The sequence below is a fragment of the Pseudomonas inefficax genome (assembly GCF_032164165.1).
Lineage (GTDB): Bacteria > Pseudomonadota > Gammaproteobacteria > Pseudomonadales > Pseudomonadaceae > Aquipseudomonas > Aquipseudomonas inefficax.
Genome location: NZ_CP134401.1, coordinates 738,718 through 752,457, shown reverse-complemented (window position 1 = coordinate 752,457; position 13,740 = coordinate 738,718). Strand labels below are relative to the sequence as shown.

General features: G+C 64.5%; 13 protein-coding genes and 1 pseudogene. 3 read left to right on the top strand and 11 right to left on the bottom strand.

Going from position 1 to position 13,740, the window contains the following annotated elements; genetic code table 11:
- Positions 1 to 5 precede the first annotated feature (5 nt).
- Positions 6 to 209, bottom strand: a pseudogene (locus RIN61_RS03360) (amino acid ABC transporter substrate-binding protein); the annotation flags it as partial.
- A 123-nt stretch (positions 210 to 332) separates the two neighbouring features.
- Between RIN61_RS03360 and dnaX the strand changes: the two are divergent.
- The 3 genes from dnaX to recR all read left to right on the top strand — a co-directional run bounded on the left by dnaX (position 333) and on the right by recR (position 3,596).
- Positions 333 to 2,411: a DNA polymerase III subunit gamma/tau gene (gene dnaX, locus RIN61_RS03355; RefSeq protein WP_313855777.1), complete on the top strand. Its 2,079-nt coding sequence runs from the start codon at positions 333 to 335 to the stop codon at positions 2,409 to 2,411.
- A gap of 63 nt (positions 2,412 to 2,474) precedes the next feature.
- On the top strand, positions 2,475 to 2,810 hold the full coding sequence (locus tag RIN61_RS03350; protein ID WP_003259671.1) for a YbaB/EbfC family nucleoid-associated protein: 336 nt from the start codon (positions 2,475 to 2,477) through the stop codon (positions 2,808 to 2,810).
- Positions 2,811 to 2,993: 183 nt separating this feature from the next.
- A complete protein-coding gene (gene recR / locus RIN61_RS03345; protein ID WP_051101044.1) occupies positions 2,994 to 3,596 on the top strand; it encodes a recombination mediator RecR in 603 nt (200 codons plus the stop codon).
- A 141-nt stretch (positions 3,597 to 3,737) separates the two neighbouring features.
- Here the strand turns inward: recR and RIN61_RS03340 are convergent, their stop codons facing one another.
- The 10 genes from RIN61_RS03340 to RIN61_RS03295 form a co-directional block, all read right to left on the bottom strand.
- The gene (locus tag RIN61_RS03340; RefSeq protein ID WP_054573138.1) at positions 3,738 to 4,286 is read right to left on the bottom strand and encodes an adenine phosphoribosyltransferase; all 549 of its coding nucleotides are present in this window, start codon (positions 4,284 to 4,286) and stop codon (positions 3,738 to 3,740) included.
- 55 nt (positions 4,287 to 4,341) lie between these two features.
- Positions 4,342 to 5,076, bottom strand: coding sequence for a Crp/Fnr family transcriptional regulator FnrA (gene fnrA / locus RIN61_RS03335; RefSeq protein WP_015271145.1), 735 nt, complete (start codon positions 5,074 to 5,076; stop codon positions 4,342 to 4,344).
- 184 nt (positions 5,077 to 5,260) lie between these two features.
- The gene (hemN, locus tag RIN61_RS03330; RefSeq protein ID WP_133974259.1) at positions 5,261 to 6,643 is read right to left on the bottom strand and encodes an oxygen-independent coproporphyrinogen III oxidase; all 1,383 of its coding nucleotides are present in this window, start codon (positions 6,641 to 6,643) and stop codon (positions 5,261 to 5,263) included.
- A gap of 157 nt (positions 6,644 to 6,800) precedes the next feature.
- Complete coding sequence (locus RIN61_RS03325) at positions 6,801 to 7,484, bottom strand: sulfite exporter TauE/SafE family protein (protein ID WP_112253027.1); 684 nt, start codon at positions 7,482 to 7,484, stop codon at positions 6,801 to 6,803.
- On the bottom strand, positions 7,477 to 7,692 hold the full coding sequence (gene ccoS / locus RIN61_RS03320) for a cbb3-type cytochrome oxidase assembly protein CcoS (RefSeq protein WP_252378214.1): 216 nt from the start codon (positions 7,690 to 7,692) through the stop codon (positions 7,477 to 7,479). Before ccoS ends, RIN61_RS03325 begins: the two co-directional genes overlap by 8 nt.
- Positions 7,671 to 10,145 (bottom strand): heavy metal translocating P-type ATPase, encoded by a 2,475-nt coding sequence (locus tag RIN61_RS03315; protein ID WP_313855768.1) that lies wholly within the window; start codon positions 10,143 to 10,145, stop codon positions 7,671 to 7,673. Before RIN61_RS03315 ends, ccoS begins: the two co-directional genes overlap by 22 nt.
- A gap of 149 nt (positions 10,146 to 10,294) precedes the next feature.
- On the bottom strand, positions 10,295 to 10,819 hold the full coding sequence (locus RIN61_RS03310) for a FixH family protein (protein WP_075045875.1): 525 nt from the start codon (positions 10,817 to 10,819) through the stop codon (positions 10,295 to 10,297).
- A 15-nt stretch (positions 10,820 to 10,834) separates the two neighbouring features.
- A complete protein-coding gene (gene ccoG / locus RIN61_RS03305) occupies positions 10,835 to 12,250 on the bottom strand; it encodes a cytochrome c oxidase accessory protein CcoG (RefSeq protein WP_313855765.1) in 1,416 nt (471 codons plus the stop codon).
- A gap of 320 nt (positions 12,251 to 12,570) precedes the next feature.
- Positions 12,571 to 13,548, bottom strand: coding sequence for a cytochrome-c oxidase, cbb3-type subunit III (gene ccoP / locus RIN61_RS03300; protein ID WP_112253023.1), 978 nt, complete (start codon positions 13,546 to 13,548; stop codon positions 12,571 to 12,573).
- A complete protein-coding gene (locus tag RIN61_RS03295; RefSeq protein ID WP_003259925.1) occupies positions 13,545 to 13,736 on the bottom strand; it encodes a CcoQ/FixQ family Cbb3-type cytochrome c oxidase assembly chaperone in 192 nt (63 codons plus the stop codon). Before RIN61_RS03295 ends, ccoP begins: the two co-directional genes overlap by 4 nt.
- Positions 13,737 to 13,740 lie beyond the last annotated feature (4 nt).

Below are 13,740 nucleotides of genomic sequence, written 5' to 3'. Positions count from 1 at the left end.
TTACCGGCGCTGGCTTGGTATTCGGGGAGGATGTCCACTTCCTTGGCCAAGGCCTGCATCAGGTCGTACAGCATGCCTTCTACTGGCTGGTCGCCTTCGATGCGCACCAGTGGCATGCTCCAGCTTTCGGCGACAGAAAAACGCAACACGGGCTGTTCAGCCTGGCTGTAGGTGCTCCACAGCAGCAACAGGGCCAGCAGTCTTCGCAAAGGCAATCCTCCCTAGATGGCACATCAGTTTCAAAGCTTAGACGACTTGCGCAGGGTGCAATTTTGCCCCCGCTCCGCTAGCATTAGCGATCTTCCGCTCGATCAGGCTACGATGGTTTTTCGATGAGTTATCAGGTTCTTGCACGTAAATGGCGTCCGCGCTCGTTCCGCGAAATGGTCGGCCAGACCCATGTGCTCAAGGCCTTGATCAATGCCTTGGACAACCAGCGCCTGCACCATGCCTACCTGTTCACCGGTACGCGGGGTGTGGGCAAGACCACCATCGCCCGTATCATCGCCAAGTGCCTGAACTGCGAAACCGGTATCACCTCCACGCCCTGTGGCACCTGTTCGGTGTGCCGGGAGATCGACGAAGGCCGTTTCGTCGACCTGATCGAGATCGACGCCGCCAGCCGCACCAAGGTCGAGGACACCCGCGAACTGCTCGATAACGTGCAGTACGCCCCGAGCCGTGGGCGCTTCAAGGTCTACCTGATCGACGAAGTGCACATGCTCTCGACCCACTCGTTCAACGCCTTGCTCAAGACGCTGGAAGAGCCGCCGCCCTACGTCAAGTTCATCCTCGCCACCACCGACCCGCAGAAACTGCCGGCCACCATCCTGTCGCGCTGCCTGCAGTTCTCGCTGAAGAACATGAGCCCGGAGCGGGTGGTCGAGCACCTCAGCCATGTGCTGGCTGCCGAGAACGTGCCGTTCGAGCCGGATGCCCTGTGGCTGCTGGGCCGTGCCGCCGATGGTTCGATGCGCGACGCCATGAGCCTGACCGACCAGGCCATCGCTTTCGGCGAAGGCAAGGTACTGGCCGCCGATGTGCGGGCCATGCTCGGCAGCCTCGATCATGGCCAGGTTTATGGTGTGCTGCAGGCGCTGCTCGAAGGCGATGCCCGGGCCTTGCTGGAGGCCGTTCGCGACCTGGCCGAGCAGGGGCCGGACTGGGCTGGCGTGCTGGCCGAAATGCTCAATGTGCTGCACCGCGTGGCCATTGCCCAGGCGCTGCCGGAAGCGGTGGACAACGGCCAGGGCGACCGTGAGCGGGTGCTGGCGCTGGCCTCGGCATTGCCAGCCGAGGATGTGCAGTTCTATTACCAGATGGGCCTGATCGGCCGCCGTGACCTGCCACTTGCGCCAGACCCGCGCGGCGGTTTTGAAATGGTACTGCTGCGCATGCTGGCGTTCCGCCCCGCCGACACCGACGACGCGCCGAAGCCGATACTAAAGCCAGTGGGGATCAGCCAGGCCACAGCTGATCCTGCAACACCGGTGGCAGCGCCGGCGGTTGCCGTGGCGCCGCCGGCCGCTGCTGTCGTGGAGCCTGTTGCACCGGTTGCCACGCAACAAGTGCAGGCGCTCGCGCCGGTCGAGCCAGCACCGCAGCCGGTTGTCGAGCCTGTGATGGCAGCTGAGCCTGCCCCGGTCAGTGAACCTGAGCCAGAACCAGAACCAGAACCGGTGGCAGAGGTGGTTGACCTGCCATGGGAAGAGCCTGCGCCAGCGGCGGCACCGGTAGTGGCCGAGCCTGCACCGGCTCCTGCACCGCCCGCTGCGCCCACGCCGGCAGCTGCCGCCCCAGCACATGACGACGAGCCGCCCTTCGACCCGTCCGCCTATGCCGCCGTGGGCATGGACCGCGACGATGAGCCGCCACTGGACGAAGACTATTACGGCGGCGAAAGCGACCCGGTCGGCTTCAGCTACCTGGACGAACTGGCCGAACATGTGCAGGAAGAAGCACCCAAGCCGGCAGCCGAACCGCTGCCGGCAGCCAAGCCGGCCACCGGCCTGGCCTTGCAATGGCTGGAATTATTCCCACAGTTGCCTGTGTCCGGGATGACAGGCAACATCGCGGCAAACTGCACGTTGATTGCCGCTGATGGCGACGACTGGCTGCTGCACCTGGACCCTGGCCAGGGGGCGCTGTTCAACGCCACCCAGCAGCGGCGCCTGAACGACGCGCTCAACCAGCACCTGGGGCGCACGCTGAACCTGCGCATCGAGCTGATCCTGCCCGAGCAGGAAACCCCGGCGCAGGCGGCGGCGCGCAAACGCGCCGAGCGCCAGCAGGACGCAGTCACCTCGATCGAGCAGGATCCGTTGATCCAGCAGATGATCAAGTTGTTCGGCGCCAAGGTGCGGCAGGATACTATTGAGCCTGTAGAAGCCCTGGTTAACCAGGGCCAGTAACGGATAACCATGCGGCCGGCCCGGTGCCGGGCCGCATCACATGACCCAATCGAGGTATTCCCCATGATGAAAGGTGGCATGGCCGGCCTGATGAAGCAGGCCCAGCAAATGCAGGAAAAGATGCAGAAGATGCAGGAAGAGCTGGCCAACGCCGAAGTCACCGGCCAGTCCGGTGGTGGCCTGGTGAGCGTGGTGATGACCGGTCGTCACGACGTCAAGCGTGTCAGCATCGACCAGAGCCTGATGTCGACTGATGAAGACGACAAGGAAGTGCTGGAAGACCTGATCGCCGCTGCACTGAACGACGCCGTGCGCAAGGTCGAGCAGAACAGCCAGGACAAGATGGGCAGCATGACCGCCGGCATGCAGCTGCCGCCGGGCTTCAAGATGCCGTTCTAAAGGCATTTGCGTTACTGAAAAAACCGCCGCTGACGACAGCGGCGGTTTTTTTATGCGCTCTCGCGGTCGACGCGGTTTGCTTTTATTGTGGGAAAAACAGACCGCGCAGGGCTGGAGGCTGATTTGACGCCGCCGCCCCCGCTGGGTATAAACCGCCTCTTATTGAATTGTCAGGCCTTCCACATGAGTTTCAGCCCCCTCATCCGCCAACTGATCGATGGCCTGCGCATCCTGCCAGGTGTCGGCCAGAAAACCGCCCAGCGCATGGCCCTGCAACTGCTCGAGCGTGACCGCAGTGGCGGCCTGCGCCTGGCCCAGGCCTTGACCCAGGCTATGGAAGGGGTTGGGCATTGCCGTCAGTGCCGCACCCTGACCGAGCAGGAGTTGTGCCCGCAATGTGCCGACCCGCGCCGTGACGATACCCAATTGTGCGTGGTCGAAGGGCCGACCGATGTGTATGCAGTGGAGCAGACCGGTTACCGTGGCCGCTACTTCGTGCTCAAGGGCCACTTGTCACCGCTGGACGGGCTGGGGCCGGAGGCGATCGGGATTCCGCAGCTGATGGCGCGGATCGAGGAGCAGGGCACCTTCACCGAGGTGATCCTGGCGACCAACCCGACGGTGGAAGGGGAGGCGACGGCGCATTACATTGCCCAGTTGCTGAGCGAGAAGGGCCTGGTGGCGTCGCGGATTGCCCATGGCGTGCCGCTGGGTGGCGAGTTGGAGCTGGTGGATGGTGGGACCTTGGCGCATGCCTTTGCCGGGCGGCGGCCGATTTCGCTCTGATTGAGAACTGTTGGGGCCGCTTTGCGGCCCATCGCGACACAAGGCCGCTCCTACAGGGACCGCGCAGACTTGAATGCGGCGCGGTCTCTGTAGGAGCGGCCTTGTGTCGCGATGGGCTGCAGAGCAGCCCCAAAACCCAACTCAGTATTCGCTAAGAGAAAACTCGGTCAGGCAGAAGGTAGGCACCCCAGCCGCCTGCAACCGGCGCGACCCCTCCAGCTCCGGCAAATCAATGATCGCCGCCGCCTCGAACACCTGCGCCCCGGTCCGGCGCACCAGGTTGGCCGCTGCCAGCAGCGTACCGCCAGTAGCAATCAGATCATCGAAGATCAACACCGAATCCCCTTCGCACAGGCTGTCGGCATGCACCTCCAGGAAGGCTTCGCCATACTCGGTCTGATAACCCTCGCTCAGCACGTCAGCCGGCAGCTTGCCCTGCTTGCGGAACAGGATCAGTGGCTTGTTCAGCTGGTGGGCGATGATCGAGCCGATCAGAAAGCCCCGCGCGTCCATGGCGCCGATATGGCTGAACTCGGCTTCGACATAGCGCTCGATGAACTGGTCGGCCACATAGCGCAGCCCGCGCGGCGACTGGAACAGCGGGGTGATATCGCGGAAGATCACGCCCGGTTTGGGGAAGTCCACTACCGGGCGGATCAGGGCTTTGAGGTCGAAGGCGTCGCTGTGCATTGTTGCGGGTATCCTGGGAAAACGAATGCCCAAGTATACCCGCTAAACGCCGGCCTCAGGCCTCCATTGCGCCACCGGCCAGCGCGCACAGCTGGATCGGGTCGAGAATGTGCACTTCCTTGCCTTCGGCACGAATAAGGCCATTTTGCTGGAAGCGGGTGAACACCCGCGATACGGTTTCCACCGCCAGGCCCAGGTAGTTGCCGATTTCGTTGCGCGACATGCTCAGGCGGAACTGGTTGGCCGAATAGCCGCGGGCGCGGAAGCGAGCCGACAGGTTGACCAGGAAGGTGGCAATACGTTCGTCGGCGGTCTTTTTCGACAGCAGCAGCATCATTTGCTGGTCGTCGCGGATTTCCCGGCTCATTACCCGCATCAGCTGGCGGCGTAGCTGCGGCAGCTGCACCGACAGTTCGTCGAGGCGCTCAAACGGGATTTCACACACCGAAGTGGTTTCCTGGGCCTGGGCCGACACCGGGTAGGCCTCGGTGTCCATGCCCGACAGGCCGACCAGTTCGCTGGGCAGGTGGAAGCCGGTGATCTGCTCTTCGCCGCTGTCGCTGAGGCTGAAGGTTTTCAGGGCGCCGGAACGTACTGCGTAGACCGAGCCGAAATTGTCACCTTGGCGGAACAGGAACTCGCCTTTTTTCAGCGGTCGCCCACGCTTGACGATTTCATCCAGTGCATCCATGTCTTCCAGGTTGAGCGACAGGGGCAGGCACAGGGGGGCCAGGCTGCAGTCCTTGCAATGGGCCTGGTTGTGTGGGCGCAGTTTGACTGGCTCGGACATTTTCATCGATCCTTGTGGGAAAGCACACATAAGACGTAAGGGTAACTCACGGCGTAGGTTGTAGGCCAGCGTGCGCTGTTGTGGTGCGAGCGGGCCAGGCCCTGGCGGGTGTGCGCCAGGGCCTTCGCTGTGCCCATAGTGTGCCTGGCAAGGAAACTTGTCCATGCGGTTGAACGACTCGGTTTCAGATCACCCGCGAAAAGCGCTGGCGGTTGTGCATCGCCAGGTAGGCGTCGAACACCATGCACACCGAGCGCGCCAGCAGGCGGCCGGCAGGCAGGATGCGGATGCCTTTGTCATCCAGGCGGATCAGGCCGTCGCGCTGCAAGGTCAGCAGTTCTGGCCAGAGGTCGTTGAAGTAACCGCGGAAATCGATGGTGAAGGCCTGTTCGATCGGCTCGAAATCCAGCTCGAAATGGCAGATCAGCTGCTGGATCACCGCCCGGCGGATGCGGTCGTCGTGGTTGCACAGCAAGCCGCGCTGGGTGGCCAGCTGGGCGTTGGACAGGCTGTCCTGATAGGTGTTGAGGTCGCTGCTGTTCTGGCAGTACAGGTCGCCGATCTGGCTGATGGCCGACACGCCCAGGCCGATCAGGTCGCAGTGCCCATGGGTGGTGTAGCCCTGGAAGTTGCGCTGCAGGGTGCCTTCTTCCTGGGCGATGGCCAGCTCGTCGTCGGGCAGGGCGAAGTGGTCCATGCCGATGTAGCGGTAGCCGGCTGCGGTCAGCTGGTCGATAGTGGCGTGCAGCATCTCCAGCTTGGCGGCCGCGCTGGGCAGGTCGTTGCTGTCGATGCGCCGTTGCGGCATGAAGCGCTCGGGCAGGTGGGCGTAGTTGAACACCGACAGGCGGTCGGGTTGCAGGCGGATCACTTCTTCGACGGTGCGGGCAAAGCCTTCCGGGGTCTGCTTGGGCAGGCCGTAGATCAGGTCGAGGTTGATCGAGCGGAACTGCAGGGTGCGCGCGGCTTCGATCAGGGTGCGCGTCTGCTCCAGGCTCTGCAGGCGGTTGACCGCGCGCTGCACGGCCGGGTCGAGGTCCTGCACGCCCAGGCTGACGCGGTTGAAGCCCAGCTCGCGGAGCAGGCCCATGGTCGACCAGTCCGCTTCGCGCGGGTCGATCTCGATGCCATAGTCGCCGGAGTCGTCATCCAGCAGGTGGAAGTGCTGACGCAGGGTGGCCATCAGCTGGCGCAGTTCCACATGGCTGAGGAAGGTTGGTGTGCCGCCGCCAAAATGTAGCTGTTCAACACGCTGTTTAGGGTCGAGGTGACAGGCGATCAGCTGGATTTCCTGCTCCAGGCGCTGCAGGTAGGGCGCCGCGCGGGCGCGGTCCTTGGTAATGACCTTGTTGCAGGCGCAGTAGTAGCAGATGTTGGCGCAGAACGGCACGTGTACGTACAGCGACAGCGGGCGCGCGGCCCGACGGCTCTCGCGCAGGGCGTGGAGCAGGTCGAACGAGCCCACTTCGCTGTGCAGTTGCACGGCGGTCGGGTAGGAGGTGTAGCGTGGCCCGGCGAGATCGTAGCGGCGGATCAGGTCGGTATCCCAACGTAGGTCGTCGAGCATGAGGGCGGTCCCCGGAAAGAGCAGCAGTGCCCGGAGTCTATGGCCGTCTGTAGGAATCTGTGTTGATTTGTATCAAGGGCATTGGGGCTGCTATCAGCCGTTCGCAGGGCCCTGTGGGAGCGGGCATGCCCGCGAAGGGCCGCACGGCGGCCCCCAATCAATGCCCCATCAACCAATGCTGATGCGGCCCAGGCAGCGTCCAGATACCAAACAGCATCACCAGCACCCCGCCAGCCACTCGCACACTGCGCCGTTTCAACAAAATGTTTACCCGTTCCGCAGCCAAGCCGGTAGCCAGCAGCACTGGCCAGGTTCCCACACCGAACGCCAGCATCAGCGCCGCGCTGTACCCGGCATTGCCCTGGCTGGCCGCCCACAGCAAGGTGCTGTACACCAGCCCGCATGGCAACCACCCCCACAAGGCCCCCAGCAACAACGCCCGGGGCAGGCTGGACACTGGCAGCAAGCGGGATGCCACCGGCTGGATATGCCGCCACAGCCCCCGGCCCAGTGCCTCGATGCGGGTCAGCCCGCTCCACCAGCCGGCCAGGTACAACCCCATGGCGATCAACAGCAGCGCCGCCACCACGCGCAGCCCCAGGGCCGCTGGGCTGCTGGCCACGGCCCAGCCGGCCAGGCCCAGCAGCAGGCCGGCACAGGCATAGCTGAGAATGCGCCCAAGGTTGTAGGCCAGCAGCAGGCGCAAGCGTCGGCCACGTTGTTCGGGCGGTATGGCAAGGGTCAGCGCACCCATCAGGCCGCCGCACATGCCCAGGCAGTGGCCACCGCCGAGCAGGCCGAGGATCAACGCCGAGCCCAGCAGGGGCAGCAGGTCAGGCACGGGGCGGGGATCCCTTGTCGGTCTCGGCCTGGTTGTCGTCAGGCTTCACCGCCGCCTGGTGGCGCGGGTCCTGGTCGTCGAACAGGATGCTGTGGGCAGGGCTTTCCAGGTCGTCGTACTGGCCGCTGTCCACCGCCCAGAAGAAGATGTACACGGCCACGCCGACCAACAGCAGGGCCGCGGGGATCATGACATAGAGGGCGGGCATGGCGACTTCCTCGCGGGCAAGGGCGCTTCGTTCGCTGGCAAGCCCGATGCCAGGGGCAGGCGGGTCAGGCGCAGGGCGTTGAGTACCACGATCAGTGAACTTACCGACATGCCGATGGCCGCCCAGACCGGAGTGATCCAGCCAAGCGCGGCGAACGGCAACATCAGGCCATTATACAGGGTCGCCCACAGCAGGTTCTCGACGATGTTGCGGCGGGTCCGGCGGGCCAGCTCGAAGGCTTGTACCAGCGCCTGCAGGCGGTTGGACAGCAGCACGGCGTCGGCGCTGGTCTTGGCCAGGTCGGTGGCGCTGCCCATGGCGATGCTGATGTCGGCGGCGGCCAGAACCGGCACGTCGTTGACTCCGTCACCCAGCATCAGCACCTTGCGCCCGGCGGCCTGCAGCGCCTTCAGCCGGTCCAGTTTGTCGTCCGGGCGCAGGCCACCGATGGCCTGGTCGATGCCCAACTGCGCAGCTACTTCGGCAACCATCGGCGAGCTGTCGCCAGACAGCAACAGCGTGCGCCAGCCCCTGGCCTTGCAGGCCGCCAGCAGGGCTGGGGCATCGTCGCGCAGGCGGTCGTCCAGGCTGAACCAGGCCAGCGGGCCTTGGCGGTCGCCCAGCAGCAGCCACTGGCCGCGCGGCTCTGGGACGCCGGGGATTTCCGCGCCGCTCAGGGCGCAGACGAAGGTGGCCTGGCCAATACGCAGGCGCTGGCCTTCGACCAGCCCTTCCAGGCCCAGGCCCGGTATGGTCTGCACATCGTCAGCAGGCGTGGCGGTACGGCCGAAGGCACGGGCGATGGGGTGTTCGGAGCGGTTCTCCAGCGCTGCAGCCAGGGCCAGGCAGCGCTCGGCGGGCAGGCTGCCGAGCGGGCGAATGCTGCGCAAGGTCAGGCGGCCTTCGGTCAGCGTGCCGGTCTTGTCGAAAATCACCGTGTCGATCTGGTTCAGGCCTTCCAGTACATGGCCACGGGTCACCAGCAGGCCGAGCTTGTGCAAGGTGCCGGTGGCCGCGGTCAGCGCCGTCGGTGTGGCCAGGGACAGCGCGCAAGGGCAGGTCGCTACCAGCATGGCCAGCACGATCCAGAACGCCCGCGCCGGGTCCAGGTACCACCACCACAGGCCGATGGCCGCGGCGGCCAGCAGCGAGAACAGCAGGAACCACTGCGAGGCCCGGTCGGCGATTTCGGCCAGGCGTGGTTTTTCGGTCTGGGCGCGCTCCAGCAGGCGGACGATGGCCGACAGCCGCGAGTCGTGGCCGAGGGCTTCGACTGCCACGTTCAGGGTGCTTTCAACGTTCAGGGTACCGCCGGTGACCCGCTCGCCGACCTGCCGCGGCTGCGGCAGGTATTCACCGGTCAGTAAAGACTCATCGACGCTGGAGCGGCCTTCGACGATGCGCCCGTCGGCGGGGATTACCGCGCCTGGCAGCACCTGTACCGTGTCACCGCACTGCAGTTCGCTGAGCAGGATGCGTTCGCTGCGGCCGATAGCATCCAGGCGCAGGCACGAGGCCGGCAGCAGGTTCACCAGCTGCGCAGTGGCCGCAGCGGTGCGTTCGCGGGCGCGGCGCTCCAGGTAACGGCCAGTGAGCAGGAACAGCGCGAACATGCCCACGGTGTCGAAATACAGCTCGCCGCTGCCGGTGATAGCGGTCCAGATGCCGGCGCCGAAGGCCAGGCCAATGGCCAGTGACACCGAAACGTCCATGGTCAGGTGGCGGGTACGCAGGTCGCGTGCCGCGCCCTTGAAGAACGGAGCGCAGCTGTAGAACACGATGGGGATGGTCAGGAACAGCGCCACCCAGCGCAGGATGGTGTGCAGCTCGGGCGACAGGTCGATGTTGAATTCCGGCCAGGTGGCCATGGTTGCCATCATTGCCTGGAACCACAGCAGCCCGGCCACGCCCAGGCGGCGCAGGGCGCTGCGGTTCTCGCGGGCCAGTTGCTCGGCGGCCTGGTCGGGCTGATAGGGGTGTGCGGCGTAGCCGATCTGGCGCAGCTCGGCGAGCAGGCGCGAGAGCGGCAGTTGCTTGTCATCCCAGTTCAGCAGCAGGCGGTGGTTGGACAGGTTCAGGCGCGCCTCGGCGACGCCGGGCAGGTTGCGCAGGTGCTTTTCGATCAGCCAGCCGCAGGCGGCGCAGCTGATGCCTTCGACCAGCAGGGTGGTTTCGGCCAGGTCGCCAGCATGGCGAACGAAGGTTTGCTGTACGTCGCTGCGGTCGTAGAGGGCCAGTTCGTCCTGGAGCTGCTTGGGCAGGGCCTCGGGGTTGGCGCTGTTGTCGCTGCGGTGCTGGTAGTAGTGCTCCAGGCCACCGGCAACGATCGATTCGGCCACCGCCTGGCAGCCGGGGCAGCAGAACTGCCGGGGCTGGCCGAGAACCACGGCGGTGAAGCGGCTGCCGGCGGGGACGGGCAGGGCGCAGTGGTAGCAGGGGGTGGGTTGGGTCATCACATCGTTGCCTTAAACATATCGGCCGGCTGGGCAAGGCACCTGTGGGAGCGGGTTTACCCGCGAATGCGTCAGACCTGAAAACATCATCGCCTGATCTGACGCATTCGCGGGTGAACCCGCTCCCACAGGGCGCGGCGGAGGTGCGTTTATTGGTGCTCGGCACCTTGCAAGGCTTCATCACCCAGCTGCAAGGTCACACCATGCTCCACTTTCTCCTCCTCGAACAAGCGCCAAACCTGGCCACCTTCGCTGCCCAGCAGCTCGACGAAGCGACGCCCGTCAACCTTGTCTTCCAGCTGCCCCACATAGCGCCCAGCCTCGACCCGGCTCAGCAGCACCTTGCGGTCTTTCTCCGGCTGGGTTGGCGATATCAGGTTCAGCTCCAGGCTCTGCGGGTCGCTGTTGCCGGCCAGGCGCACGTCCACTTCGCCGGTCAGCTCGTCCAGGTGCACGCCGGCCTTCAGGCCCAGCGTCTGTGCCAGCAGTTCCCGGTCCAGCGAGCGGTTGATGCCCTTGCCTGCCTCGTAGTAGTTGTCGTTCACCAGGTTGTCCGGGTTGTGCACGGCGATGCTGACCATGGTCAGGCTCAGGCACACCGAGGTGGCGAGGATGCCGATGATGATCCAGGGCCAGAGGTGCTTGTACCAGGGGCTGGCGGCGGTGGCAGGCATTGTGGGTTATCTCTCTTAGCGGATCTGTGGGCCGATGAAGCGGCTCTTGGCTTCAACCTGGGCGTCGCTGTCATCGGCGCTCTTGAGGATGAAGGTGATTTCGTTGGTGGTCGACGGCAGTTTCTCGGGCGCGATCGACAGCTGCACCGGCAGGCTGACGATATCACCAGCGTCCACGCGGATCTCGCGCTGGCCTTCAAGCTTCAGGTCCGGCAGGCCGGTGGCGTCCAGCACGTAGACGTGGTCACGCTGGTCCTTGTTCATCACCTTCAGGCTGTACACGTTCTCGATCCGGCCCTGGGCGTTCTCGCGGTACAGCACGCGGTCCTTGCTCACGTCGAAACCGACCAGCGAACGGGTGGCGAAGGCGGTGGCCAGGCCGACGATCATCACCAGCAGTACCAGGGCATAGCCGATCAGGCGCGGGCGCAGCAGGTGGGTCTTCTGCCCGGAAAGGTTGTGCTCGGTGGTGTAGCTGATCAGCCCCCTGGGGTAGTTCATCTTGTCCATGATGTTGTCGCAGGCGTCGATGCACGCGGCGCAGCCGATGCACTCGATCTGCAGGCCGTCACGGATGTCGATGCCGGTGGGGCAGACTTGCACGCACATGGTGCAGTCGATGCAGTCACCCAGGCCCGCGGCCTTGTAGTCCAGGTCCTTTTTACGCGGGCCGCGGGTTTCGCCACGGCGCGGGTCGTAGGAAACGATCAGCGTGTCCTTGTCGAACATCACGCTCTGGAAGCGCGCATAGGGGCACATGTACACGCATACCTGCTCGCGCAGCCAGCCGGCGTTGCCGTAGGTGGCGAGGGTGAAGAAGCCGACCCAGAAGTAGGCCCAGCCGTCCGCCTGGCCTGTGAAGAATTCGGTGGCCAGTTCACGGATCGGCGAGAAATAGCCGACGAAGGTCATGCCGGTGACGAAACCGATCAGCAGCCACAGGCTGTGCTTGGCGAACTTGCGCAGGAACTTGTTGCCGCTCATGGGGGCTTTGTCGAGCTTCATGCGCTGGTTGCGGTCGCCCTCGGTGACCTTTTCGCACCACATGAAAATCCATGTCCACACGCTTTGCGGGCAGGTGTAGCCGCACCACACGCGGCCGGCGAACACGGTGATGAAGAACAGACCGAAGGCGGCCACGATGAGGATGCCTGAAAGCAGGATGAAGTCTTGCGGCCAGATGGTGGCGCCGAAGATGTAGAACTTGCGCTCGGGCAGGTTCCACCACACGGCCTGGTGGCCGCCCCAGTTCAACCACACGGTGCCGAAGTACAGCAGGAACAGCACAGCCCCGCCGACCATGCGCAGGCGTCGGAACAGGCCGGTGAAGGCACGGGTGTAGATCTTTTCCCGGGAGGCGTAGAGGTCGACGGAATCCTTCCCTTTGTTGGCAGGCGGGGTGACGTCATGTACCGGAATTTGCTTGCTCATCATCAAGTCCCACGGCAGTGGAGAAACGCCGCAGCCAGTGCGTGCCGGCCGCAGTCTCGCGCAATCTGCTAGCGCTCTGCGGCCCATGATACGCCGCTGATGGCAGTATGGGGCTGCACTGCGACCTTTAGTCGCGTTGGGTTCGTGGTATGAATCGTGTTATGGCGGGTGTCAATTGATCCAGGTCATTTCCCTGAGAGAAATGCTGTGTCTTTGCTGGCCTCTTCGCGGGTGAACCCGCTCCCACAGGGATCGCACAGGTCCTGAGGCAAGCGCAGTACCTGTGGGAGCAGGTTTACCCGCGAAGAGGCCGGGCCTGCTTACTCGGCCTTGGCCGGCTCAGCCTGCTGCGACAGGCTGTACACATACGCAGCCAGCAAGTGCACCTTGTCATTACCTTGCAGCTGCTCCTGGGCCGGCATCTGTCCCTGGCGACCGTAGCGGATGGTCTGCTGCAACTGGGCAAAGCTTGAACCGTAGATGAACGCCTGCGGGTGGGTCAGGTTCGGTGCGCCCATTGCCGGCGTACCCTTGCCCTCAGGCCCGTGACAGGCCACGCAGTTGGCGGCGAAGATCTTCTGCCCGTTCTCGGCATCGGCCTTCACGCCCTCTGGCAGCGTACGGCCATCGAGCTTGCTGACCACGAACGCGGCCACATCGGCCACGCCCTGGTCACCGATCACCTCGGCCCAGGCCGGCATCACGCCGTGGCGGCCGCCCATGATGGTGGTCTTGATGGTGTCCGGCTCGCCGCCCCAGCGCCAGTCGTTGTCGGTGAGGTTGGGGAAGCCGAAGGCGCCCTTGGCGTCGGAGCCGTGGCAAACCGAGCAGTTCGAGGCAAACAGCCGCGCGCCCATCTTCAGTGCCTGCGGGTCCTTGGCCACTTCTTCGATTGGCATGGCGGCGAACTTGGCGAAGATCGGCCCGAAGCGGGCGTCGGCCTTGGCCATTTCCTTTTCCCACTCATGCACGCCGGTCCAGCCTGGCTGGCCGTTGGAGAACTCGGTCTGCTTGTCGTTATCCAGGTACGAGTAGCCCGGCAGGACGCCTTTCCAGTTGCCCAGGCCTGGGTACAGCACCAGGTAGCCGAGGGCGAAGACGATGGTGCCGACGAACAGCCAGAACCACCATTTCGGCAGCGGGTTGTCGTATTCCTCGATGCCATCGAAGGCATGCCCGACGGTTTCGTCGGTGACCTCTTCGCGCTGGCCCTTGCGGGTCGACAGCAGCAGCCAGGTCAACGAGAAGATGGTGCCCAGGGTCAGGACGGTAACGTACAGACTCCAGAAGGTTGTCATTGTTTTTTGCTCCCAGAAGCTTTTGCTTGCTCGACGTGCCGGCTGGCTTCGGGGTCATCCGCGAAGGGCAGTTGGGTCGCTTCGTCGAAGTCCTTCTTGCGCCGTGGGTTGAACACCCACAGCGCCAGGCCCACGAATGCCACCATCACCACGACGGTGCCCAGGCCGCGAATCATCCCGATATCCATCAGC

Excerpts from the sequence above, each read along its gene's own strand:
- RIN61_RS03350 (WP_003259671.1), top strand. The coding sequence starts at position 2,475 with ATGATGAAAGGTGGCATGGCCGGCCTGATGAAGCAGGCCCAGCAAATG.
- hemN (WP_133974259.1), bottom strand. The coding sequence starts at position 6,643 with ATGCTCGACGACCTACGTTGGGATACCGACCTGATCCGCCGCTACGAT.
- ccoP (WP_112253023.1), bottom strand. The coding sequence starts at position 13,548 with ATGACAACCTTCTGGAGTCTGTACGTTACCGTCCTGACCCTGGGCACC.
- RIN61_RS03315 (WP_313855768.1), bottom strand. The coding sequence starts at position 10,145 with ATGACCCAACCCACCCCCTGCTACCACTGCGCCCTGCCCGTCCCCGCC.
- ccoS (WP_252378214.1), bottom strand. The coding sequence starts at position 7,692 with ATGCCCGCCCTCTATGTCATGATCCCCGCGGCCCTGCTGTTGGTCGGC.
- RIN61_RS03295 (WP_003259925.1), bottom strand. The coding sequence starts at position 13,736 with ATGGATATCGGGATGATTCGCGGCCTGGGCACCGTCGTGGTGATGGTG.
- ccoG (WP_313855765.1), bottom strand. The coding sequence starts at position 12,250 with ATGAGCAAGCAAATTCCGGTACATGACGTCACCCCGCCTGCCAACAAA.
- RIN61_RS03340 (WP_054573138.1), bottom strand. The coding sequence starts at position 4,286 with ATGCACAGCGACGCCTTCGACCTCAAAGCCCTGATCCGCCCGGTAGTG.
- RIN61_RS03310 (WP_075045875.1), bottom strand. The coding sequence starts at position 10,819 with ATGCCTGCCACCGCCGCCAGCCCCTGGTACAAGCACCTCTGGCCCTGG.
- recR (WP_051101044.1), top strand. The coding sequence starts at position 2,994 with ATGAGTTTCAGCCCCCTCATCCGCCAACTGATCGATGGCCTGCGCATC.
- fnrA (WP_015271145.1), bottom strand. The coding sequence starts at position 5,076 with ATGTCCGAGCCAGTCAAACTGCGCCCACACAACCAGGCCCATTGCAAG.
- dnaX (WP_313855777.1), top strand. The coding sequence starts at position 333 with ATGAGTTATCAGGTTCTTGCACGTAAATGGCGTCCGCGCTCGTTCCGC.